20 protein-coding genes are annotated in these 21,287 nt (G+C 64.3%); 13 read left to right on the plus strand and 7 right to left on the minus strand.

The genetic code is table 11. The features are described 5' to 3' along the window. The first annotated feature begins 53 nt into the window (after positions 1-53). The 7 genes from RHIZ70P_RS15200 (at position 54) to RHIZ70P_RS15230 (ending at position 7,153) form a co-directional block, all read left to right on the plus strand. Positions 54-1,280 (plus strand): amino acid ABC transporter substrate-binding protein, encoded by a 1,227-nt coding sequence (locus RHIZ70P_RS15200; protein WP_115671321.1) that lies wholly within the window; start codon positions 54-56, stop codon positions 1,278-1,280. Between the two features lie 164 nt (positions 1,281-1,444). Beyond that, positions 1,445-2,317, plus strand: a complete 873-nt coding sequence (locus tag RHIZ70P_RS15205; protein ID WP_115671322.1) for a branched-chain amino acid ABC transporter permease — start codon at positions 1,445-1,447, stop codon at positions 2,315-2,317. Next, complete coding sequence (locus RHIZ70P_RS15210) at positions 2,314-3,267, plus strand: branched-chain amino acid ABC transporter permease (protein WP_115671323.1); 954 nt, start codon at positions 2,314-2,316, stop codon at positions 3,265-3,267. Before RHIZ70P_RS15205 ends, RHIZ70P_RS15210 begins: the two co-directional genes overlap by 4 nt. Next, on the plus strand, positions 3,264-3,992 hold the full coding sequence (locus tag RHIZ70P_RS15215) for an ABC transporter ATP-binding protein (RefSeq protein ID WP_115671324.1): 729 nt from the start codon (positions 3,264-3,266) through the stop codon (positions 3,990-3,992). The genes RHIZ70P_RS15210 and RHIZ70P_RS15215 overlap by 4 nt, the downstream gene beginning before the upstream one ends. Then, positions 3,985-4,698, plus strand: a complete 714-nt coding sequence (locus tag RHIZ70P_RS15220; RefSeq protein ID WP_115671325.1) for an ABC transporter ATP-binding protein — start codon at positions 3,985-3,987, stop codon at positions 4,696-4,698. The genes RHIZ70P_RS15215 and RHIZ70P_RS15220 overlap by 8 nt, the downstream gene beginning before the upstream one ends. A gap of 19 nt (positions 4,699-4,717) precedes the next feature. Beyond that, positions 4,718-6,169, plus strand: coding sequence for an aldehyde dehydrogenase (locus RHIZ70P_RS15225; RefSeq protein WP_115671368.1), 1,452 nt, complete (start codon positions 4,718-4,720; stop codon positions 6,167-6,169). 216 nt (positions 6,170-6,385) lie between these two features. Next, a complete protein-coding gene (locus tag RHIZ70P_RS15230; protein ID WP_115671326.1) occupies positions 6,386-7,153 on the plus strand; it encodes an SDR family oxidoreductase in 768 nt (255 codons plus the stop codon). A gap of 60 nt (positions 7,154-7,213) precedes the next feature. Here the strand turns inward: RHIZ70P_RS15230 and msrA are convergent, their stop codons facing one another. From msrA to denD, 4 genes are all read right to left on the minus strand, one after another. Next, a complete protein-coding gene (msrA, locus tag RHIZ70P_RS15235) occupies positions 7,214-7,723 on the minus strand; it encodes a peptide-methionine (S)-S-oxide reductase MsrA (RefSeq protein ID WP_115671327.1) in 510 nt (169 codons plus the stop codon). A gap of 122 nt (positions 7,724-7,845) precedes the next feature. Beyond that, on the minus strand, positions 7,846-9,630 hold the full coding sequence (locus RHIZ70P_RS15240) for an IlvD/Edd family dehydratase (protein WP_115671328.1): 1,785 nt from the start codon (positions 9,628-9,630) through the stop codon (positions 7,846-7,848). Continuing rightward, complete coding sequence (locus tag RHIZ70P_RS15245) at positions 9,627-10,544, minus strand: NAD(P)-dependent oxidoreductase (RefSeq protein ID WP_268877534.1); 918 nt, start codon at positions 10,542-10,544, stop codon at positions 9,627-9,629. Before RHIZ70P_RS15245 ends, RHIZ70P_RS15240 begins: the two co-directional genes overlap by 4 nt. Next, on the minus strand, positions 10,541-11,524 hold the full coding sequence (denD, locus tag RHIZ70P_RS15250; RefSeq protein WP_115671329.1) for a D-erythronate dehydrogenase: 984 nt from the start codon (positions 11,522-11,524) through the stop codon (positions 10,541-10,543). The genes RHIZ70P_RS15245 and denD overlap by 4 nt, the downstream gene beginning before the upstream one ends. 239 nt (positions 11,525-11,763) lie before the next feature. Between denD and RHIZ70P_RS15255 the strand changes: the two genes are divergently transcribed. The 6 genes from RHIZ70P_RS15255 (at position 11,764) to RHIZ70P_RS15280 (ending at position 18,128) form a co-directional block, all read left to right on the plus strand. Next, positions 11,764-13,149: an FAD-binding oxidoreductase gene (locus RHIZ70P_RS15255; RefSeq protein WP_419178303.1), complete on the plus strand. Its 1,386-nt coding sequence runs from the start codon at positions 11,764-11,766 to the stop codon at positions 13,147-13,149. A 32-nt stretch (positions 13,150-13,181) separates the two neighbouring features. After that, complete coding sequence (locus RHIZ70P_RS15260; protein WP_115671330.1) at positions 13,182-13,898, plus strand: FadR/GntR family transcriptional regulator; 717 nt, start codon at positions 13,182-13,184, stop codon at positions 13,896-13,898. Positions 13,899-14,081: 183 nt separating this feature from the next. Continuing rightward, positions 14,082-15,251 (plus strand): fumarylacetoacetate hydrolase family protein, encoded by a 1,170-nt coding sequence (locus RHIZ70P_RS15265; protein WP_115671331.1) that lies wholly within the window; start codon positions 14,082-14,084, stop codon positions 15,249-15,251. 11 nt (positions 15,252-15,262) lie between these two features. Continuing rightward, on the plus strand, positions 15,263-15,796 hold the full coding sequence (locus RHIZ70P_RS15270; RefSeq protein ID WP_115671332.1) for a TRAP transporter small permease: 534 nt from the start codon (positions 15,263-15,265) through the stop codon (positions 15,794-15,796). Beyond that, positions 15,796-17,073, plus strand: coding sequence for a TRAP transporter large permease (locus tag RHIZ70P_RS15275; protein WP_115671333.1), 1,278 nt, complete (start codon positions 15,796-15,798; stop codon positions 17,071-17,073). Before RHIZ70P_RS15270 ends, RHIZ70P_RS15275 begins: the two co-directional genes overlap by 1 nt. Before the next feature lie 50 nt (positions 17,074-17,123). After that, on the plus strand, positions 17,124-18,128 hold the full coding sequence (locus RHIZ70P_RS15280; protein WP_115671334.1) for a TRAP transporter substrate-binding protein: 1,005 nt from the start codon (positions 17,124-17,126) through the stop codon (positions 18,126-18,128). A gap of 180 nt (positions 18,129-18,308) precedes the next feature. On the opposite strand, the gene RHIZ70P_RS15285 is transcribed toward RHIZ70P_RS15280, so the two are convergent. The 3 genes from RHIZ70P_RS15285 to RHIZ70P_RS15295 all read right to left on the minus strand — a co-directional run bounded on the left by RHIZ70P_RS15285 (position 18,309) and on the right by RHIZ70P_RS15295 (position 21,201). Continuing rightward, the gene (locus tag RHIZ70P_RS15285; protein ID WP_115671370.1) at positions 18,309-19,184 is read right to left on the minus strand and encodes a DMT family transporter; all 876 of its coding nucleotides are present in this window, start codon (positions 19,182-19,184) and stop codon (positions 18,309-18,311) included. Positions 19,185-19,261: 77 nt separating this feature from the next. Beyond that, positions 19,262-20,464, minus strand: a complete 1,203-nt coding sequence (locus RHIZ70P_RS15290) for a mandelate racemase/muconate lactonizing enzyme family protein (protein ID WP_115671335.1) — start codon at positions 20,462-20,464, stop codon at positions 19,262-19,264. A 20-nt stretch (positions 20,465-20,484) separates the two neighbouring features. Then, positions 20,485-21,201, minus strand: a complete 717-nt coding sequence (locus RHIZ70P_RS15295; RefSeq protein ID WP_115671336.1) for a FadR/GntR family transcriptional regulator — start codon at positions 21,199-21,201, stop codon at positions 20,485-20,487. Positions 21,202-21,287 lie beyond the last annotated feature (86 nt).

Below are 21,287 nucleotides of genomic sequence, written 5' to 3' on the forward strand. Positions count from 1 at the left end.
CCGCGGTGACAGGACGGAACGCCTGTGGAGGCAGGCCATTTGGGAGGACTACCATGACACTGTTTCAACGCAGACAGGTGCTTGGCGTTATCGCCGGCACGGCGGCCATGCTGGCAGGCGGGGGCGCGACCGGCGCGCTGGCGCAAGAGCGGACCTCGGTGAAGATCGGCTATGCGCTGTCGCTGACCGGCCCGAATGCCGGTGGCACTGGCATCACCACGCTGCCCAACTACCAGCTCTGGGTCAAGGAAGTGAATGCGGCCGGCGGGCTCGAAATGCCGGACGGCAAGAGGCTGCCGATCGAGGTCGTCGAATATGACGACCGCTCTTCGGCCGAGGAATTGGTTCGCGCGCTGCAAAGGCTCGCCACCCAGGACGAAGTGGACTTCATCCTGCCGCCGTGGAGCACCGGCTACAACCTGGCCGCCGCCCCGCTGCTCGACCGCTACGGCTATCCGCATCTGGCCGCCACGTCGGTGACGGACAAGGCGCCGGAATTCGTCAAGCGCTGGAAGAAGAGCTTCTGGCTGCTCGGTGGCGGTCATGACTATACGGGCGCGCTGGCCAAGCTGCTGCTTGACGCCGCCGACAAGGGAACGATCAACAAGAAGGTGGCGATGATCTCGATCGCCGACGGTTTCGGCATCGATCTGGTGACGGCGGCACGCCCTGCCTTCAAGGACGCCGGCATTGAGGTGGTCTACGACAAAACCTATCCGGTCGGGACCACCGATTTCACGCCGATGATCAACGAGGCAAAGGCGAGCGGCGCCGACACCTTCATCGCCTTCTCCTATCCGCCGGAGACCTTCGCCCTGACCCAGCAGGCGCAGGTCGCCGACTTCAACCCGAAGGTCCTGTATCTCGGGGTGGGGACCGCTTTTCCTGTCTATGCCAAGAACAACGGCGAGGCGATCACCGGCGTGATGGGGATCGGCGGGATCGACGGCACCAGCGAGAAGATCGCCGACTACCGCAAGCGTCACGAGGCGGCCACCGGCAAGGTGCCGGACTACTGGGCAAGCGTGGTCACCTATGCTTCCCTGGAGATCCTCCAGGAGGCGATCAAGCGCAAGGGGCTGGACCGCGAAGCGGTGGCGGCCGAAATCTCTTCCGGCAGCTTCGACACCGTGCTCGGAGACACGAAGCTCGAAGACAATCAGCTGCGCGATCTGTGGTGGGCCGGTCAGTGGCAGAACGGCCAGTTCGTCGCCATCGCACCGGGTGATCGAGCCGGCGCCAGCCAGCCGCTCATCCCGCGTCCAGCCTGGAAGAAATAGGCAGGCCGGAGCACCGCTCCCGCCGTCGCCGACCGCCTCCCTCTTCCCGCGCGGCGGGGAGGGGGCCAGGTCGCCATGCTTCGATACCGCCAAGAACCAGGCCCAGCAGTCCGGTCGGCCCGAACGGGCTGCCGCAGGCTACAAGTCGCAAGGAGGAGCAGGACATGCTCGTCACCACCATAGTCTCCGGCCTCGTGCTCGGCGGCACCTATGCGCTGATCGCCATGGGGCTGACGCTCCAATACGGCATCGCGCGCATCATGAATCTCGCCTATGGCGAGACGATCATTGCCGCCGCCTTCCTCGCCTATGTCCTGTTCGGCCAGTGGGGCGTCAATCCGGTGCTGGGGTTGCTGGTCGCGGTGCCGATCGGCTTCGTGTTCGGCTACCTGGTCTACGGGCTGATGCTGCGACCGCTGGTGGCCCGTGCCGCCAATCGCGAAAGCCTGGAAATCGATTCCATCCTTGCCACGTTCGGCCTGCTATTCGTTATCCAGGGCGTCATGCTGGTGGCGTTCGGTTCCAACTATACCAGCTATAATTACCTCAATGTCGGCATCAACGTGTTCGGCGCGGTGATTGCCGCCAACCGGCTGCTGGCCTTGGGCTTGGCCGTGGTATTGGGCGGCGGGCTCTACCTTCTTTTCACCCGCACGCTGTGGGGCACGGCGCTGCGCGCCGTTGCCGTTTCGCCCACAGCCGCGCCCCTGGTCGGAATCGATGTCGACCGGGCCGCCCGTTTGGCTTTCGCCATCGGTTGCGGACTTTCTGCCGCCGGTGGCGTGGTGATCTCCACCTACCAGACCTTCACCGCCACGGCCGGTGTCGTCTTCACCATGAAGGCCCTGGTGGTCGTCATCATGGGCGGGGTCGGCAATATCCTCGGGGCGCTGTCCGCGGGCCTGATCCTCGGCCTCGTCGAGACCTTTGTCGCCACCTATCTCGATCCCGGCCTGACGCTCGCCGCCACCTATCTCATCTTCCTGTCCGTGCTGCTGTGGCGCCCGGCCGGCCTGTTCGGGAGGTCTTCGCGATGACCCTGCGTTCCATCGGCTCTGCCGCCTTCTTCCTGGCGCTTCTCATTGGCCTTGCCTGCCTGCCTCTCTATGCCGGCGAATATACAGTGACACTGATGATCGGCATGACCGGTTATGTGGTCCTTGCCACCGCCTGGGGCCTGTTTTCCGGTCCGACCCGCTATGTGTCGCTGGCCACCGTCGCCTTCTTCGGCATCGGCGCCTATACGGTGGGCGTGCTCAGCGAGACCTTGCCCTATCCACTGGTCCTGCTGGTGGCCGCGCTGGTCGGGCTCGTCATCGCGCTGCTGGTCGGGCTTGCAACGCTGAGGCTCGCCGGCGTCTACTTCGTCATCTTCACCTTTGGCCTGGCCGAACTCGTGCGCCAGCTCGTCACCTGGTACGAGGTCAACATCACCGGCACGCTCGGCCGCTATATCTTCCTGCCGGTCACGCCCGAGGGCATCTACTGGCAGCTTCTGGTGCTGGCTGCGGTGACTTTGCTCGTCTCCTTCCTGATCGGCCGCAGCCGACTTGGCCTTGCGCTCAAGGTCATCGGCGACGATGAAGTGGTGGCGAGCCATTGTGGCATCAACATTGCCGGGGTGAAGCTCGCGCTGTTTTCCTTGAGCGCGGTGATCATCACCCTCGTCGGCGCGATCCAGGCGCCGCGCTGGACCTATATCGAGCCGAGCATGGTGTTCAATCCGACGACCTCGTTTCTGACCCTGATCATGGCGCTGCTCGGTGGGGCCGATCGGTTGTGGGGGCCGCTTCTCGGCGCCATACCGCTCTTCCTGCTGTTCGAGTGGCTGTCGGCCAATTTCCCCAACCATTATCCGATCATTCTCGGGCTGATCTTCATCGCCATCGTCTTTGTCCTGCCCAAGGGCGTGCTCGCGGCGGCCGAGAAGGCATTTGCGGCAAGGCCGGCTAAGCTGGCGCCGTCGCATGCGGAGGCGTCCCGATGACCGAGATCCTCGCGCTTTCCGGCATCAGCAAGCGTTTTGGCGGGTTGACAGCCGTCAACGAGCTCAGCTTCTCGCTGAAGGCAGGAGAGGTGGTCGGGCTGCTCGGGCCGAACGGCTCCGGCAAGACCACCGTGATGAACATGATCTCCGGCTTCCTCGCCCCGAGCGAAGGGCTGATCGCCTTCAAGGGCGAGCCGATTTCCGGTCTGCCGGCGCATCGCATCGCGCCCAAGGGCGTGGCCCGGACCTTCCAGCTGGTACGGGCCCTTCCGTCGCTCACCGTTGCCGAGAACGTCGAGACGGCGCTCGCCTTTGGCCGGCACAAGCTGTGGGGCGCCGTGGCACGCGAACGCGCCCTTCATCACCTGGAGGAGGTGGGACTTGCCGGTCGTGCCGGCGAGAAGGCCTCGACGCTCACCTATATTGACCAGAAGCGCATGGAACTGGCCCGGGCGCTGGCCGCCGAGCCGGAACTGCTGCTGCTCGACGAATGGCTGGCGGGCCTCAATCCGACCGAACTCCTGACCGGCATCGACCTCATCCGTTCGCTGGAAAGGCGCGGCATGACCATCCTTCTGGTCGAGCATGTCATGGATGCGATCCGGGCGCTGTGCAGCCGCTGCGTGGTGATGAATGCCGGCCGCAAGATCGCCGACGGACCGACATTTGAGGCACTCCGCGACCCGGAAGTGGTGCGGGCCTATCTGGGAGACGATCATGCTTGAGATTGCCAATCTGTCGCTGCATTACGGCCAGCATCTGGCGCTCGACCGGGTCTCGCTCTCGGTTGGTCCGGGCGAGACCGTTGTCGTGCTCGGCGCCAATGGTGCCGGAAAGTCATCTCTGCTCAAGGCCGCCGCCGGCCTGGTCCGGCCTGATATCGGCTGCGAAGTTCGCTTTGGTGGGCGTCAAATCGTCGGCCTGGCGCCGCATCTGGTGCCCGAGGCGGGCATTGCGCTTGTACCCGAGGGGCGCGGGGTGTTCGGCGACCTGACCGTTGCCGAGAACCTCGCCCTTGGGGCCTATGCCAAACGGGCGCGCGCCAGCGAGGCCGAAAGCCGCGAGTTCGTCTACTCGCTCTTTCCCAAGCTTGCCGAACGACAGGGTCAGTTCGTCAATACCATGTCGGGTGGCGAACAGCAGATGGTGGCAATAGCACGTGCCCTCATGTCGAAGCCCGATCTTCTGATGCTGGACGAGCCGAGCCTCGGGCTCGCGCCCGTGGTGGTGGGCGAGCTCTTCGCAGTGCTCGGGCGGGTCCGAAAGAGCGGTCTGGCGCTGCTGATCGTCGAGCAGAACGTCAAGATGAGCCTGTCGATCGCCGATCGCGGCTATCTGATGGAAGCAGGGCGGGTCGTCGGCGAGAACAGCGCCTCGGGCCTGATGAATGATGATGCGGTCAAGCGGGCCTTCCTCGGTGCCGCGGCCTGATGCTGGAATGGAGCGGAACATGACCGTGCTTGGGCTGAAGATCAACAATCTCGATCAGGGTGCTTCCGATGGACGGACATTTACCCGCATCAATCCGATTTCGGGCGAGGTCGCGTCGGAAGTGGCCGCGGCCTCGCTGGAGGATGCGCGACAGGCGGTGAATGCGGCCGCCAAGGCCTTTCCGGCTTGGGCGGCGACAGGGCCCGGCCTGCGTCGCAAGATCCTTCTGGCCGCGGCCGACAAGCTCCAGGCGCGGGTCGATGACTTCATCAAGGCGATGGCGGAGGAGACCGGCGCGACGGCCGGCTGGGCAGGCTTCAATGTCAAGCTCGCCTCCGACATGTTGCGCGAGGCGGCCGCGATGACGACGCAGATCACCGGGGAGATCATTCCGTCGGAACGTCCCGGATCGCTGTCGATGGGGGTGCGGCAGCCGGCTGGCGTCGTCCTTTCGATCGCGCCGTGGAATGCGCCCGTGATCCTCGGCGTAAGGTCTCTTGCCATGCCGCTTGCCTGTGGCAATACCGTGGTGATGAAGACCTCGGAAATCTGCCCGCGCACGCACCGGCTGATCATCGACAGCCTGCATGAGGCGGGGCTGCCCGAGGGCGTGCTGAATGCCGTCTCCAATGCGCCGGAGGATGCCGCTACGATCGTCGAGACGATGATCGCCCATCCGGCGGTCCGCCGGATCAACTTCACCGGCTCGACCCGGGTCGGGCGGATCATCGCCGAGACGGCCGGACGCTATCTCAAGCCTGCGCTTCTCGAACTCGGCGGCAAGGCCCCCTTCGTCGTGCTCGACGATGCCGACATCGATCAGGCGGTCGCGGCGGCCGCCTTCGGCGCCTATATGAACCAGGGCCAGATCTGCATGTCGACGGAGCGGATCGTTGTCGATGAGACGGTTGCGGACCGGTTCGTCGAGGCGCTTGCCGCGAAGGCGAAGACTCTTACCGCCGGCGATCCGCGCCTCGGCAATACCCCGCTGGGGTCGGTCGTCGATGGTCACGCGGCGCGGCGGATCGACCAGTTGATCCGGGATGCGGTGGCCAAGGGCGCCATTCTTTGCGCGGGCGGCGGCACGGACGGCACGATCGTCGAGGCGACGCTGCTCGACCGCGTGACACCGGCGATGCGCATTTATGCGGAGGAGAGTTTCGGACCGGTGGTCTCGGTGATGCGTGTCGGCTCCATCGACGAGGCGGTGCGGGTTGCCAATGATACCGAATATGGCCTGTCGGCGGCGGTCTTCGGCCGCGACGTCAATCGCGCCATGCAGGTAGCGCGGCGGATCGAATCCGGGATCTGCCATATCAACGGCCCGACCGTGCACGACGAGGCCCAGGTCCCCTTCGGCGGGGTCAAGCAATCCGGCTATGGCCGCTTCGGCGGGAGGGCGGGGATTGCCGAATTCACCGAACTGCGCTGGATCACGGTTCAGGACGGGCCGATCCATTATCCCATCTGACACCTGGCAGGAGCCCGGCCCTTTTCGGCGCCCGCGGCAGGAGCTCTGCGGTTGGGGCGGCCCGTCTTGGCGGGTGGGCGGTGGACGGACCAGGGGAAAGCCGCCCGCAATGGCTGTCTTCCCCGGTTGCGTCATCTATAGTCGGACGGCGCGCCCGGCCCGTCCTCGGTGGCCGGCCGGCAAGCTCAGTGCAAACCGATATTGGGAGTGAGAAAGTTGAAGAAACCGCTGTTCAGCCTTGAAGGCAAGACCGCTCTTGTGACCGGTTCGTCGCGCGGCCTCGGACAGGCGATCGCCATTGGTCTTGCCGAAGCCGGGGCCCGGTTGGTGCTGAACGGCATGGATGCCGATCGTTTGGCAAAAGCCGCCGACGCGATGCGGTCGCAGGGATATGCCGTTCTCGCCGAACCCTTCGATGTGACCGACGAGGCAGCCGTCGTTGCCGCCTTCCAGCGTCTCGATGCCGCGGGTGTCGAAATCGATATCCTCGTCAACAATGCCGGTATCCAGGTGCGAAAGCCACTGGTCGAGTTTCAAGCCGAGGAGTGGCGACGGGTGATCGACACGAATCTTTCGAGCGCCTTCTTCGTCGGCCGCGAGGCGGCCAAGCGAATGATCCCGCGCAGGCAGGGTAAGATCATCAATATCGGCTCGCTGATGAGCGCCTTTGCCCGCCCGACCGTCGCACCCTACACGGCGGCCAAGGGCGGCATCAAGTTGTTGACGCAGGCGATGGCGGCCGAATGGGCGGAGCACGGCATCCAGGCCAATGCCATCGGCCCCGGCTATATGCTGACCGACATGAACGAGGCTCTCACCAGCAATCCGCAGTTCGATGCCTGGGTGAAGGGGCGCACGCCATCACGGCGGTGGGGGCGTCCGGAGGAACTGGTGGGCGCCGCCGTCTTCCTTGCCTCATCCGCTTCCGATTATGTCAACGGGCAGATCATCTATGTCGACGGCGGCATGAGCGCAGTCCTCTGACACGCAGAAACGCCGCCGAGCCCGTCGGCGGGCGGCGTCCATGCTCGTCTGCTGTTACGATCAGGCAGCCCGGCGGGGCAGTTTCCAGTTCGGCCGCGGGAAATGGCAGTTATAGCCGTTCGGAATACGTTCCAGATAGTCCTGGTGCTCCGGCTCCGCTTCCCAGAAATCGCCGACGGGCTCGACCTCGGTCACCACCTTGCCGGGCCACAGGCCCGACGCGTTGACGTCGGCAATGGTGTCCTCGGCCACGCGCTTCTGCTCGTCGCTCGTATAGTAGATCGCCGAGCGATAGCTCATGCCGACGTCGTTGCCCTGGCGGTTGGGCGTGGTCGGATCATGGATCTGGAAGAAGAATTCCAGAAGGTCGCGGTAACTGATCTTCCCCGGGTCGAAGGTGATCTCGATGCCTTCGGCATGGGTGCCGTGATTGCGGTAGGTGGCGTTTGCCACGTCGCCGCCGGTATAGCCGACGCGAGTGGCGAGGACGCCCGGCATCCTGCGGATCAGTTGCTGCATGCCCCAGAAGCATCCGCCAGCCAGTACGGCGCGTTCGGTGTTTGTCGTCATGCCATCCTCCTTCGGGTGTGGGTTCCGCCCTTAGATGGGGCTCGCGGCCCGCAAGGTCAAACCGGCGGGCCGCGAGGAACGAGGATGTGATCGGGGATCGGTTTCCCGCGATCGAACCGGCGTCAGTGGTTGTGGCGCGGCGGCGTCTTCGCCAGTTGGCGGAACTCGTCCGCGCCCTTGATCGTCGCTCCCTCTGAGAGCTGTGTGACCGTCTGGCGGTAGATGCGCTGCCACGGGGTCGCGTCGGCCGGCACCTTGGGGATGCCCTCACCCTTGCGGCGGGCGATTTCCGCCTCGTCCACCAGCATGTTGCAAAGACCCTGGTTAAAGTCGATGCGGATGATGTCGCCGGTCCTGACCCAGGCCAGACCGCCGCCGGCCGCACTTTCGGGCGAGGCGTTGAGGATCGACGGGCTGTCGGCCGTGCCGGACTGGCGGCCATCGCCGATCGTCGGCAGGCTCATGATGCCCTTTTTCAGCAGGTGATCCGGCGGCTGCATGTTGACGACTTCGGCCGAGCCCGGCCAGCCCATCGGCCCGGCGCCACGGATCACCAGGATGGTGTTCTCGTCGATGTCGAGGGCGGGATCGTTGATGCGGGCGTGATAGTCTTCCGAACCGTCGAAGACCACCGCCTTGCCCTCGAACACGCCTTCACGACCCGGCTCCTGCAGGTACCGCTCGCGGAAACCCTCCGACACGACGCTCATCTTCATGATGGCGAAGTCGAACAGATTGCCCTTCAGCACCAGGAAGCCGGCGCGTTCGCGCATCGGGGCGTCATAGGGCTTGATGACTTCGCGGTCTTCCGATTCGCGGCCTTCAAGGTTCTCGGCCATGGTCTTGCCGGTGACCGTCGGACAGGAGCCGTCGAGCTTGCCGGCCTTCAACAGCTCCCACATGATCGCCGGTACGCCACCGGCGCGGTGGAAGCGTTCGCCGAGATAGGCGCCGGCCGGCTGGACGTTGGCGAGCAGCGGAATGTCGAAGCCGTGGACCTGCCAGTCATCGGGATGAAGCTCGACGCCGGCGTGCTTGGCCATGGCCGCGAGATGCGGCTGGGCATTGGTCGAGCCGCCGATCGCCGAATTGACCCTGATGGCGTTGAGGAAGGCCGAGCGCGTCAGGATGTCGGACGGCTTGATGTCCTCAAGGACCAGTTCGACCGCCCGGCGGCCGGTGCGATAGGCCATCTGGCCGCGTTCGCGATAGGCGGCCGGAATGGCGGCGCAGCCGGTTAGCGACATGCCGAGCGCCTCGGCCATGGCGTTCATCGTCGAGGCCGTGCCCATGGTGTTGCAGTGGCCGACCGAGGGCGCCGAATCGAGCGCTGCCTCGAGGAATTCCTCGCGGGTGATCTCGCCGGCGGCGAACTTGCGGCGCGAACGCCAGATCACGGTGCCGGAGCCGACCAGGTCGCCGTCGTGCCAGCCGTCGAGCATCGGACCACCGGAAAAGACGATGGCCGGCAGGTCGACGGTCGAGGCGGCCATCAGGGCCGACGGGGTGGTCTTGTCGCAGCCGGTGGTGAGGATGACGCCATCGAGCGGGTAGCCGTAGAGGATTTCAACCAGGCCGAGATAGGCGAGGTTGCGGTCGAGCGCCGCGGTCGGGCGCTTGCAGTTCTCGAACAGCGGATGGGTCGGGAATTCGATCGGGATCCCGCCGGCGTCACGAATGCCGTCGCGCAGGCGCTTGGCGAGGTCGAGATGGTGGCGGTTGCAGGGGTTGAGGTCGCTGCCGGATTGGGCGATGCCAATGATCGGCTTGCCCGAGCGCAACTCTTCCGGCGTCGTGCCGTAGTTCATGAAACGCTCGAGATAGAGCGCGGTCAGGTCGAGGTGGTCGGGATTGTCGAACCAGTCCTGCGAGCGCAGGCGGCGGGGCTTGTTCTTGTCGTCGCTCATAATTTTTTCTCACCCATGCGCTGATTGATCTTTTCGAGATGCAGCAGAAGACCACTATGATCGGTATCGCCGCCGCCGTCTGCGACGAAATCCCGGAACTCGTCGCGTACCATGGCGGTCAGTGGCAGATCCAGGCCGAACAGGTCCGCCATGGCGGCGACCGCGTCGAGATCCTTCAGTTGCAGCCGCGAAGGGCCGCCCGGAGCGAAGCTGCGGTTCACCATGCGGCCACCATGCAGATCGAGGATGCGGCTTTCGGCAAAGCCGCCACGGATCGCCTCGCGGAATTTTTCGCGGCTGGCGCCACCGGCCTCGACCAGGATCATCGCTTCGGCGATGGCACCAATGGTGATCGCGACGATCTGCTGGTTGGCTAGCTTGCAGATCTGCCCGGCGCCGGAGGGGCCGACATGGGTGACGCGGCCAAGCGCAGCAAAGACATTGGAGAGGCTTTCGACGATTGCGGCATCGCCGCCCGCCATGATGGCGAGCGTACCCGCCTCGGCGCCCACCACCCCGCCGGATACCGGCGCATCGATGTGGTGCACCTGCTGCTGCCGAAGTGCTTCTGCATGCTCGCGGGCGATCGGCGGGGCGATCGATGAGGTGTCCACGACGATTGCACCGGGTTTCAGCAGGCCGGCAACGCCCTGGTTGAACAGCACGTCGGTGACTGCCTTGCCGTCGCTCAGCATGGTGAAGACGATATCGGCGCCCCGGACGGCATCCGCTGCGGAGGCGGCAACGGCAGCGCCTTCAACGGACAGCGCTTCGGCCTTGGATCGGTCTCGATTCCAGACGGTGACGGGGAAGCCTGCCTTGAGAAGTCGCCGCGCCATCGGCGCTCCCATCAGTCCGGTGCCGAGAAAGGCGATCTGGCGCGGTTTGGCGCCTGCACTGTCGGAAGGGGTCACAGCTTGCCCCCCAGTTCGTCTTCGATATGCACGCGAATGATCTCGTCGAACGAGGCTTCGGCGGTGAAGCCGAGTTCGCGCGCGCGTTTGGCCTCGAAGCCGGGGGCCCAGCCGGCGCACATGCGCATGATCATCTCATCGGGCTCGCGGCGGATGAGCTTGACGGCCTTTTCGCCGGCAATGCGACGAAGCGCCTCGATCTGTTCACCCACGGTGGCGCTCAAGCCCGGCATGGAGAGGTTGCGGCGCGGGCCGACCTTTTCGACGTCGATGGTGGCGCCGTGGATGAGGAAGCCGACGGCCGAGCGCGGCGAGGCATGCCAGTGGCGCACGTCGTCGGAGACGGGAAGCACGGCTTCCTGGCCGACCAGCGGCTCGCGCAGGATGTTGGAGAAGAAGCCGGAGGCGGCCTTGTTCGGCTTGCCGGGGCGGATGCAGATCGTAGGAAGACGGATGCCGATGCCGTCGAAGAAGCCGCGACGGGAATAATCGGACAGCAGGAGCTCACAGATGGCCTTCTGGGTGCCGTAGCTGGTGAGCGGCGTGGTGTGGAATTCGTCGGGGATCGGATAGGGCAGGGGGGCGCCGAAGACGGCGATCGACGAGGTGAAGACGACCCGCGGCTTGTAGCCGTCCTTGCCGTTGGCGATGCGGATGGCGTCGAACAGATAGCGCGTGCCGTCGAGATTGATGCGGTAGCCTTTCTCGAAATCGAGCTCGGCTTCGCCGGAGACAATGGCCGCCAGATGGAAGACCACATCGGGACGGCCTGCAATCAGGCGGTCCGCTTCGCCTGGCGCCGAAAGGTCGACGGTTTCGAGCGTGACCTTGCCGGAAAAGCCAGCCGGAGCTTCCGGCGTGACCACATCGACCAGGGTCATGGCATCGATCGTCTTGCCGCCGAGGGCGCCGTCGCGGGTCAGGCGATCGGCGAGTTTGCGACCGACCATGCCGGCGGCGCCGATAATCAGGATATGCATGGATTTTCCTCCTCCTGCGGGCCGCTCCGGTCAAGCTTGGACAAAAGACAGGCCACTCAAAACAAATATTGTAAGGTTGTCTGATAACCTTATATGATGGGTTTGAAAACACAATTATTGGCAATGTCGCCGCGTGCCTCAATTGCGAAGTTCTGCGGCCAACGGAGAATGCGATCTTGAGCGAACGGGGCGAGGCGGTGGTGGTGTCGGGTGATCGGCAGGAGGCCCTTCGCCGGGCGCTGGGGCCGGACATGGTGCTGGTCGGCGATGAGGTCGCACGTTATTGCCGGGACTGGCATGGCGATGTGACGACCGGTGCGGTTGCCGTGCTGCGGCCTCGCACGACCGAGCAGGTCGCCGCCGCCGTGCGGGCCTGCGTTTCGCTCGGCCTTTCCATCGTGCCGCAGGGCGGCAATACCGGTCTCGTGCTCGGCGCCACGCCGGACCAGCCCGAACGCCAGGTGGTGATCAGCCTCGAGCGCATGGCCCAGATCCGACGCATCGACGCGGACGATTTCTCCGCCGTGGTCGAGGCGGGCTGCATCCTCTCGGAATTCAAGGATGCCGTGGCGCGTCAGGGCATGTTCTTTCCGCTGGCGCTCGGCGCGCAAGGGTCCTGCCGGATCGGCGGCAATGTCTCGACCAATGCCGGCGGCATCAACGTGTTGCGCTATGGCATGACCCGCGAACTGGTGCTCGGGCTCGAGGTCGTCTTGCCCGACGGGACGATCTTCGACGGGCTTTCGACGCTGCGCAAGGACAATCGCGGCATCGACCTGAAGCAGATCTTTATTGGCGCCGAAGGTACGCTGGGGATCATCACCGCGGTCTCCGTCAAACTCATGCCCCAGCCGGACCAGGTGGCGACGGCGCTTGTTGGCCTCAACGCGCTGGACGACGTCATTTCCCTTTATCGCCGGGCCCGCCGCGATTGCTGCGACCTGCTCTCGGCCTTCGAGTTCATGCCGCCGCTGGCCTTCGTCCTGGCGCGCGAGGCGATTCCCGATCTCGCCATGCCGATGGCGGGCGACTATCCGGCCTATGCGTTGATGGAAATCTCCGGATCCGGCCTGGTCGATATTGCCGACCTGATGGAGCGCTTCCTCGGGGGCGTGATGGAAGAGGGGCTGGTCGCCGATGGCGTCATCGCCACATCGGAGAGCCAGGCACGTAATCTCTGGCTCTTCCGTGAAGGCATGAACGAGGGGCAGGCCAAAAGGGGGCCGCATCTGCGCACAGATATTTCCGTGCCCCTGTCGCGGCTTGCCGATTTCGTCCGCGATGCCGAGGCGGCGGTGGCCGAGGCGCTGCCGGATTGTGTCAGCGTCTCCTACGGCCACGTCGGTGACGGCAATGTCCACTTGAACGTGCTGCCGCCCGCAGGTCTCTCCCCGCAGGAATGCGCCGCGCAGATCTATGCCGCAAAAGGGGCGATCAATGCCGTGCTCGACACATATCAGGGCTCGATCAGTGCGGAGCATGGGATCGGACGGTTGAAGAAGGCGGATTTCGAGGCCCGCTTGCCGGCGGTTCGGCGCAAGCTGCTTACGGCGCTCAAGGGGGCGGTCGATCCGACTTTCGTCATGAATCCGGGTTGCCAATTGAACTTTGTGGACAATTCGTAGACAAACGCCGGAGACGGCCAGGAGGGGGCGGCATGACGGTGGGTTTCGGTCAGATCAGGCGTAACGAGCATTTGCCGGCGCGCATCTCCTCGCAGATTGCCCGCGACATTGCGGAAGGCCGCATCCTGCCCGGCGAGAAGCTGCCGACCGAGCATGTTCTTGCCAAGGGTTTCGGCGTCAGTCGTTCCGTCGTGCGCGAGGCGATCGCCCAGTTGCGCAACGAGGGACTGGTGGAAACCCGTCAGGGCGTCGGCGCCTTCGTCACCGAGCATCGGGGCCGGCAATCGATCCGCATAGAGCAGGACGACCTGCATGACCGCGAGAGTTTCCGCGAATTGTTCCAATTGCGCCTCCCGCTCGAAATCGAGGCGGCCGGCCTGGCGGCGGTGCATCACGACCGGGGCGACCTCGACAAGCTGGACGAGACGCTGACGGCCATGACGGGCGCCGACAAATGGACGGACCAGGGTATCGTTGCCGACCTCGCCTTTCATCGCGTCGTCGCCGCTGCCACCAAGAACGAGTATTTTTCGCTGTTCATCGGCTTTATTGCCGAACGCATCAGCCTTGCGATCAATGCCGCGCGGGCCGCGGCCGTGCTGGAGGAAATCGTCGAGGTGACGATCGCCGAACACCTGGCGATCCGCGACGCCATCGCCAGCCGCGATCCGCAGCGCGCGCGCGAGGCGATGCGTCGTCACTTGCTCGGAGCGACCGGAAGGCTCGGTCTGAAGCTGGAATCCTACTGACCCGGCTTTCTCGTCCGCCCGAACGACATCCGGGCCAAATTGAGTCGGGAAAGCGGCATTTCGCTTCTAGACAGGTGAGGCGAGACCGATTAAAACGGTTTAGGTTCTGTTGTCAGACATCCTGACAATTAGGCAAGGCTCCCTGGAGGGTGAGCCTGATGGGAATAAAACGGGAGGACGGTTTTGAGTTCCACGCATTCGTTGAGCGCCGGGCAGATCTTGCCGGACGATGCCGTCGAGGCCTTGTTGGTCGGACGCGTGTGGTCGGCGGCGCTCTCGGGCCCTTGCCCCGTTCTGGTCCGCAACGGCCGGCTGCTCGACCTGTCGTCCATCGCCGCGACCGTATCGTCGCTCCTGGAGATCGACGGCATCGCGGCCCGCCTGAGGGGCGCAGGCGACCTTCCCGAGCTCGGCTCGCTGGATGACTTCCTGTCCGGCAATGCTGGAACACTTCTGGCGCCGGTCGACCTGCAGGCCATCAAGGCGGCGGGCGTCACGTTTGCCGACAGTATGCTGGAGCGGGTGATCGAGGAGCAGGCCAAGGGCGACGCGACTCGCGCCCTGGAAATCCGCCAGCGACTGGCGCCGGTCCTCGGCGACAGCCTGCGCGGCGTGGTCGCCGGGTCCGAGCAGGCCGCTCATGTCAAGGCGCTGCTGCAGGACATGGGTCTATGGTCGCAATATCTCGAAGTCGGCATCGGCCCGGACGCGGAAATCTTCACCAAGGCCCAACCCATGTCGGCCGTCGGTTGCGGCGCCGAGGTGGGTATTCACCCGATCTCGGAATGGAATAATCCCGAGCCGGAAGTCGTGCTCGTTCTGCGCTCCACCGGCGAAATCGTCGGCGCTACTCTCGGCAACGACGTCAATTTGCGTGACGTCGAGGGGCGCTCCGCCCTGCTTCTCGGCAAGGCCAAGGACAACAACGCGTCGTGCTCCATCGGCCCGTTCATCCGCCTGTTCGATAGCGGCTTCTCGCTCGACGATCTCGGCCGGGTCCGGGTCTCGCTGCTGGTCGAGGGCAAGGACGGGTTCGTCATGACCGGGGAAAGCCCGATGGAGGCGATCAGCCGCAAGCCGGCCGATCTTGCCCGCCAGTTGCTCAATCGCAATCATCAATATCCGGACGGCGCGGTGCTGTTCCTTGGCACCATGTTCGCGCCGGTCAAGGATCGCCGCGGTGCCGGTCAGGGTTTTACCCACGAGCTCGGCGACCGCGTCGAAATCGCCACGCCGAAGCTCGGACGGCTCGTCAACTGGGTCGAGCGCAGCGACACCTGTGGCGAATGGACCTTCGGCGTGACGGCTCTGATCCGCAACCTGGCCGCCCGCGGCCTTCTGGACAAGGTGTGAGGGGGATGGCCATGCAAAAGGCAATCGACACATTCTATCGAATTCTTGAATTCTTGCTGATCTTCCTGCTCTCGTCCATGGCGGTGATGGTCTTCGTCAACGTGGTGATGCGGTACGGCTTCAATTCGGGGCTCAATATCTCCGATGAACTGTCCCGCTACTTCTTCGTCTGGCTGACCTTCATCGGGGCCGTCGTGGCGTTTCGCGAGCATTCGCATCTTGGCGTGGAAACGCTGGTCATGCTGTTCGGCCGCAAGGGCCGGATCGTCTGCATGATCCTGTCGAACATCGTCATCATCGCCGTATCGGCGATCTTCTTCTGGGGCACCTGGAAGCAGGCGCCGATCAATGCGAGCATGACCTCACCGGTGACCAAGCTGCCGATGATCTGGATCTACGGCATCGGCTTCTTCACCGGCGCCGGGATCGTTCTGATCGCACTCGAGCGGCTGATCCGACTGTTGACCGGTCGCGTCACCGATGAAGAAATCGCCGCCTTTGCTGGTGAAAATATGTCCCTCGAGCAGCTGTCGGAGCGTGCCTGATGACTCTCGTGGTATTTATCGTTTCGTTGCTCGGCGCGATGGCAGTCGGCGTGCCGGTCGCCTTCTCACTGATGTTCTGCGGCGTCGTGCTCATGTGGTTCATGGGCATGTTCAACACTCAGATCATTGCCCAGAACATGATCGCGGGCGCAGACACCTTCACGCTGCTCGCCATTCCCTTCTTCATCCTTGCGGGTGAATTGATGAATGCCGGCGGCCTGTCGAAGCGCATCATCGATTTCGCCATCGCCTGCGTCGGCCACATCCGCGGCGGTCTCGGCATTGTGGCGATCATGGCCGCCGTCATCATGGCCAGCATTTCCGGCTCCGCCGCGGCCGATACGGCAGCGCTTGCCGCCATTCTCATTCCCATGATGGCCAAGGCCGGCTACAACGTACCGCGCTCCGCCGGCCTGATTGCCGCGGGCGGCGTCATCGCGCCGGTCATCCCGCCCTCCATGGCCTTCATCGTCTTCGGTGTCGCCGCCAATGTGTCGATCACGCAACTCTTCATGGCCGGCATCGTGCCGGGCCTGATGATGGGCATAGCCTTGATCGTCACCTGGCTGATCGTCGTGCGCAAGGACAAGGTGGAAGCCCTGCCGCGGGCACCGATGAAGGAACGTCTGCGGGTCACCGGTCGCGCCCTCTGGGCACTCGGCATGCCGGTGATCATTCTCGGTGGTATCAAGGCCGGCGTCGTCACGCCGACCGAAGCCGCTGTCGTGGCCGCCGCCTATGCACTGTTCGTCGGCATGTTCATCTATCGTGAGCTTTCGCCGAAGCAACTGCCGCATGTCATCCTTCAGGCCGCCAAGACGACGGCCGTGATCATGTTCCTCGTCTGTGCGGCGCTCGTTTCGGCCTGGCTCATCACGGCTGCCAACATTCCGGCCGAGATAACCGGCTTCATCGAGCCCCTGATCGACCGCCCGACGCTGCTGATGTTCGTCATCATGCTGGTGGTGCTGGTCGTCGGTACCGCGCTGGACCTGACGCCGACCATCCTGATCCTGACGCCTGTGCTGATGCCGATCATCAAGCAGGCGGGCATCGACCCGGTCTATTTCGGCGTCCTGTTCATCATGAACACCTGTATCGGCCTTCTGACCCCACCGGTCGGCGTCGTGCTGAACGTGGTCAGCGGCGTCGGACGCGTGCCGCTTGGCAAGGTGACGATCGGCGTCTGGCCTTTCCTGGTCGCGCAGGTCTTCGTTCTCTTCATCCTGGTCCTGTTCCCGGACCTGGTTCTCGTCCCCGCCCGCTGGCTGCATTGACAGCCCGCGAGCACCAGACTTCTCACTCAACAATCCAATGGGAGGATAATATGAGAAAACTTCTTCTGACCACGACTGCCATCGCATTCGCATGCTCGGCCGCCGCGCCGGCCTTCGCCGAGTTCTCCGAGCGCAACATCCGCGTTTCGAACGGCATCAATGCCGATCACCCCGTCGGCAACGGCATCAAGGCCATGCAGGCTTGCCTGGACGAGAAGTCGGGCGGCAAGCTCAAGCTCACCGCCTTCTGGGGCGGCGCGCTCGGCGGTGACCTTCAGGCAACTCAGGCCCTGCGCTCGGGCGTTCAGGAAGCCGTCGTCACCTCGTCTTCGCCGCTGGTCGGCATCGTGCCGGCGCTCGGCGTCTTCGACCTTCCGTTCCTGTTCGCCAGCGCTGACGAGGCCTACAAGGTTCTCGACGGCGACTTCGGCACGCAGATGAACAAGAAGCTCGAAGAAGCAGGCCTCATCAACCTCGCCTACTGGGAAAACGGCTTCCGCAACCTGTCGAACTCCGTTCGCCCGGTCACCAAGTGGGAAGATTTCGAGGGCATGAAGGTTCGCGTCATGCAGAACAACATCTTCCTCGACACCTTCCAGAATCTCGGTGCCAATGCCACCCCGATGGCCTTCGGCGAAGTGTTCTCGGCCTTGGAAACCAAGGCGATCGACGCACAGGAAAACCCCTATGTGACGATCGACACGTCGAAGTTCTACGAAGTGCAGAAGTTCGTCACCGAGACCAACCACGCCTACACGCCGTTCCTCTTCCTCTTCTCGAAGGCGATCTTCGATACCTATTCCGCGGAAGAGCAGGCAGCCCTTCGTGATTGCGCGGCAGTCGGACGTGACGAAGAGCGCAAGGTCATCCAGGATCTGAACAAGAAGTCGCTGGAGAAGATCAAGGCCGCCGGTCTCGAGGTCAACACTCTGTCGGCCGAGGAACAGGCCCGCATCCGCGAGAAGTCGATGATCGTCTACGACAAGCACAAGGCCGAGATCGGCGCCGACGTCGTCGATGCGATCCTCGCCAACCTGGCCGAGATCCGCAAGTAAGCCGATCCCGATATGCCGGCCGCGTCAATCGCGGCCGGGCAAGAATGAAGACGGCCCGGGAGGATAGCCTCCCGGGCCGTTTCCTTTTGGCAGCCTCGACCGACCGGAGGTCCGGGCAGCGAAAAGGGGCCGCATCGGAGGCGGCCCCCTTTTCAATTCACCGGGCGGATGCCCCTCGGTTCAGGGAAGGTCGAGCGGGCGATCCGGCTCGCGACGCTTCAACTGCTGTTCGCGGAAGAAGATGAACATGCCGGAGCCGACGATCAGGGCGGCGCCGAGCAGCATGGTGAGACGCGGCACGTCGCCGAAGAACATCCAGCCGAAAAGGATCGCCCAGAGCAGCAGTGTATATTGCAGCGGGGCAACCGTTGCCGCATCCGAGATCTTCAGGGCGCGGTTGACCAGCATATGCGCGCCCATGGCCACGACGCCGAGCAGGCCGAGAAGCGCGATCTCGGACACGGACGTCAGCGGCGTCCAGTCGAACGGCGCGAAGATGAGGCCGGCGAGGCCGGCGCCGCCCACCTGGAACAGAACGAGCGTCTTGTCGGGCGTGCCGCGCAGACTGCGGCCGGAAAGCAGCATGAAGGCGAAGGCGAAAGTGCCGATGATCGAGATGATCGCCGGCATGGTGAACATGGCGCTCGACGGCTCGAGCGTGATGATGACGCCGACGAAACCGATGAAGATCGCGCTCCAGCGGCGCCAGCCGACCTTTTCGCCGAGCAGAAGCGGCGAGGCGGCGGCGACATAGATCGGGGCTGCCAGCCAGTAGGTCATGACGTCGGCGAGCGGCAGGTACATGACCGCGTAATAGAAGCAGAATACCTCCATCGTCGAAAAGACGACGCGGGCCAGCTGCATCATCGGCTGCTCCGCCTCGAGGATCGGCTTCCTGCCGGCAAGCCAGAGGAAAGGCGAAAGGATCAGCAAGGCGGCTATGCTACGGATCAGGATGACCTGGCCGAGGCCATAGCTGGCGACGAGCCATTTGCCCATGGCATCGTTGAGCGCGAACATCAGCATGCCAAGCAGCATGACCGCCGGTCCTGCCATGGCGCGATATCGGCTGCTGCCGAGGGTTTCAGAGGTGTTTGTCATTTCTGTCTTCTTCCGTCGAGTTCTTGCGGCGTTCAGATGGTGGATGCATCGGAGATGCGGCGGGAGACCGTAAAGGCCCGCTCGAGATCCGGGTTGAGTTCCATGCCTAGACCGGGACCCGGCGGCACGGTGATCATGCCGTTCTTCACTTCCGGCAGGGCAGTGACCAGATCCCGGTACCAGGTACGATAGAAGGCGCGCACGCTCTCCTGTACCAGCGCGTTGGGGGCATTGAGCGACAGATGGGTCGAGGCGCAGAGCACGACCGGGCCGGTGCAGTCATGCGGCGCGACCGGCAGGTGCCAGGCCTCGGCCATGGCGGCGATCTTGCGCGCTTCCGACAGGCCGCCGCACCAGGAAATGTCGAGCATGACCACACCGGCCGCTCCGGTCTCCAGATAGTCGCGGAACGCCCAGCGCGAACCCAGTGTCTCCGAAGCGGAGATCGGGGCAGGGGACACTTCGGCATAGCGCTTCAGGCTGGACAGGCTGTCCATCTTGATCGGGTCTTCGTGCCAGAAAGTCTGGTAGGGGGTGAGAGCCTTGGCGATCTGCATGGCCGGCAGCAGCTGCCACATGGAGTGGAACTCCACCATGATGTCCATCCTGTCGCCGACGGCGGCGCGGATCTTCTCGAAGGGCTGAAGCGCCTGTTTCAGATCCGGCATGGAGATGTACTGGCCGCGCGACTTCTCGGCGGCGGCATCGAAGGGCCAAATCTTCATCGCCGTGATGCCGTCCTCCAGCAGCGAATGGGCCAGTTCGTCGGCGCGATGGAGGAAACCGTTCAGGTCGTCATAGTCGCGGCCCTCGGAAAGCCCGTAATTGGCGGTCGTCTGGCCGGTGGCCTTCTTGATGTATTCGGTTCCGGCGCAGGTATTGTAGGTGCGGATCTCGCGGCGGGTGAAGCCGCCCAGAAGCTGGGCGATCGGCTGGTTGGTGGCCTTGCCGAACAGATCCCAGAGCGCGATGTCGAAGGCCGAATTGCCGCGCACCTCGGCGCCCGACGAGCGGAAGCCGAGATAGCCGACGAGATCGGCGGACAGCCTGTCGATCTCCAGCGGATCGCGGCCGATCACGCGCGGCGCAATGTATTCATGCACATGGGCCTCGACCGTCTCGGCGCCGAAAAAGGTCTCGCCAAGTCCGGTCAATCCTTCATCGGTATGGACGAGCAGCCAGAGAAGATTGGCGCGCTCGGCGACGCGCACCGTTTCGAGGCGGGTGATTTTCATGGAGGGCTCCTGTCTGGATACTAAAGCAGGCCGGCGGAGGCGAGCGCCTTCAGGCTCTCGTCGAAATGCCGGTTCATCAATCGTGTGGCGGCTTGGGGATCGGAATCGGCGATCGCCTGGGCGAGGTCGAGATGCAGGCGGTTCATCGCCATGCGCTCGTGATCGTCGGCGCGGCTCTTCCAGCCGATCGGCCAGGTCTCGACGATCACCCCCTCGATGGCGCCGATGATGAGCGCGAACACCGGGTTGTGGGAGGCGCGGGCGATGGCGAGATGCAGCGCCAGGTCGTGTTCCATCACCACGGCGGGGCGGTCGAGCGCGTCCTGCATGGCCCGGGCATGGCCGAGAATCTCGGCCGCCTCGCGCTCGGTGCGCAACAGGGCGGCGAGGGTCGCGGTGCGTGCCTCGATCGTGCGGCGGGCATCGAGCAACTGGCGGATGTCGATCTGGTCGGTGAACAGTCCGTGGCGGAAGGTCAGCGCCATGGAGCTGTCGTCGAGCACGGCGACGGTCGGGCGCTTGCCGGCGCCCAGGTCGATCAGGCGTAGTGCGGCGAGCGAGCGCAGTGCCTCGCGCACGACGGTGCGGGAAACCTTGAGTTCCTGGCTCAAGCTCGCCTCGGACGGCAGGCGGTCGCCCGGCCGCAGTTCACCTTGACGGATCAGGGAGGAGATATGGGCTACGGCGCCGGTGACGAGATCACCCGTGATCGGCGCCGCGGAAGGGGGAATGCTCATGGCTAGTCCTACGAGTTTCAAAAACCTGTACTACAGGTTTTTGAAACTGCCAAGAGCGTTTTGAACGGAGGAAGGCCGTGTTGACA

It is taken from the genome of Paenirhizobium selenitireducens ATCC BAA-1503 (genome assembly GCF_900492185.1).
GTDB classification, from domain to species: Bacteria; Pseudomonadota; Alphaproteobacteria; order Rhizobiales; family Rhizobiaceae; genus Allorhizobium; species Allorhizobium selenitireducens_A.

Bases quoted from the DNA above. Each gene is read 5' to 3' on its own strand.
- RHIZ70P_RS15200 (WP_115671321.1), top strand. From the start codon at position 54: ATGACACTGTTTCAACGCAGACAGGTGCTTGGCGTTATCGCCGGCACG.
- RHIZ70P_RS15205 (WP_115671322.1), top strand. From the start codon at position 1,445: ATGCTCGTCACCACCATAGTCTCCGGCCTCGTGCTCGGCGGCACCTAT.
- RHIZ70P_RS15210 (WP_115671323.1), top strand. From the start codon at position 2,314: ATGACCCTGCGTTCCATCGGCTCTGCCGCCTTCTTCCTGGCGCTTCTC.
- RHIZ70P_RS15215 (WP_115671324.1), top strand. From the start codon at position 3,264: ATGACCGAGATCCTCGCGCTTTCCGGCATCAGCAAGCGTTTTGGCGGG.
- RHIZ70P_RS15220 (WP_115671325.1), top strand. From the start codon at position 3,985: ATGCTTGAGATTGCCAATCTGTCGCTGCATTACGGCCAGCATCTGGCG.
- RHIZ70P_RS15225 (WP_115671368.1), top strand. From the start codon at position 4,718: ATGACCGTGCTTGGGCTGAAGATCAACAATCTCGATCAGGGTGCTTCC.
- msrA (WP_115671327.1), bottom strand. From the start codon at position 7,723: ATGACGACAAACACCGAACGCGCCGTACTGGCTGGCGGATGCTTCTGG.
- RHIZ70P_RS15240 (WP_115671328.1), bottom strand. From the start codon at position 9,630: ATGAGCGACGACAAGAACAAGCCCCGCCGCCTGCGCTCGCAGGACTGG.
- denD (WP_115671329.1), bottom strand. From the start codon at position 11,524: ATGCATATCCTGATTATCGGCGCCGCCGGCATGGTCGGTCGCAAACTC.
- RHIZ70P_RS15260 (WP_115671330.1), top strand. From the start codon at position 13,182: ATGACGGTGGGTTTCGGTCAGATCAGGCGTAACGAGCATTTGCCGGCG.
- RHIZ70P_RS15270 (WP_115671332.1), top strand. From the start codon at position 15,263: ATGCAAAAGGCAATCGACACATTCTATCGAATTCTTGAATTCTTGCTG.
- RHIZ70P_RS15275 (WP_115671333.1), top strand. From the start codon at position 15,796: ATGACTCTCGTGGTATTTATCGTTTCGTTGCTCGGCGCGATGGCAGTC.
- RHIZ70P_RS15280 (WP_115671334.1), top strand. From the start codon at position 17,124: ATGAGAAAACTTCTTCTGACCACGACTGCCATCGCATTCGCATGCTCG.
- RHIZ70P_RS15285 (WP_115671370.1), bottom strand. From the start codon at position 19,184: ATGGCAGGACCGGCGGTCATGCTGCTTGGCATGCTGATGTTCGCGCTC.
- RHIZ70P_RS15290 (WP_115671335.1), bottom strand. From the start codon at position 20,464: ATGAAAATCACCCGCCTCGAAACGGTGCGCGTCGCCGAGCGCGCCAAT.
- RHIZ70P_RS15295 (WP_115671336.1), bottom strand. From the start codon at position 21,201: ATGAGCATTCCCCCTTCCGCGGCGCCGATCACGGGTGATCTCGTCACC.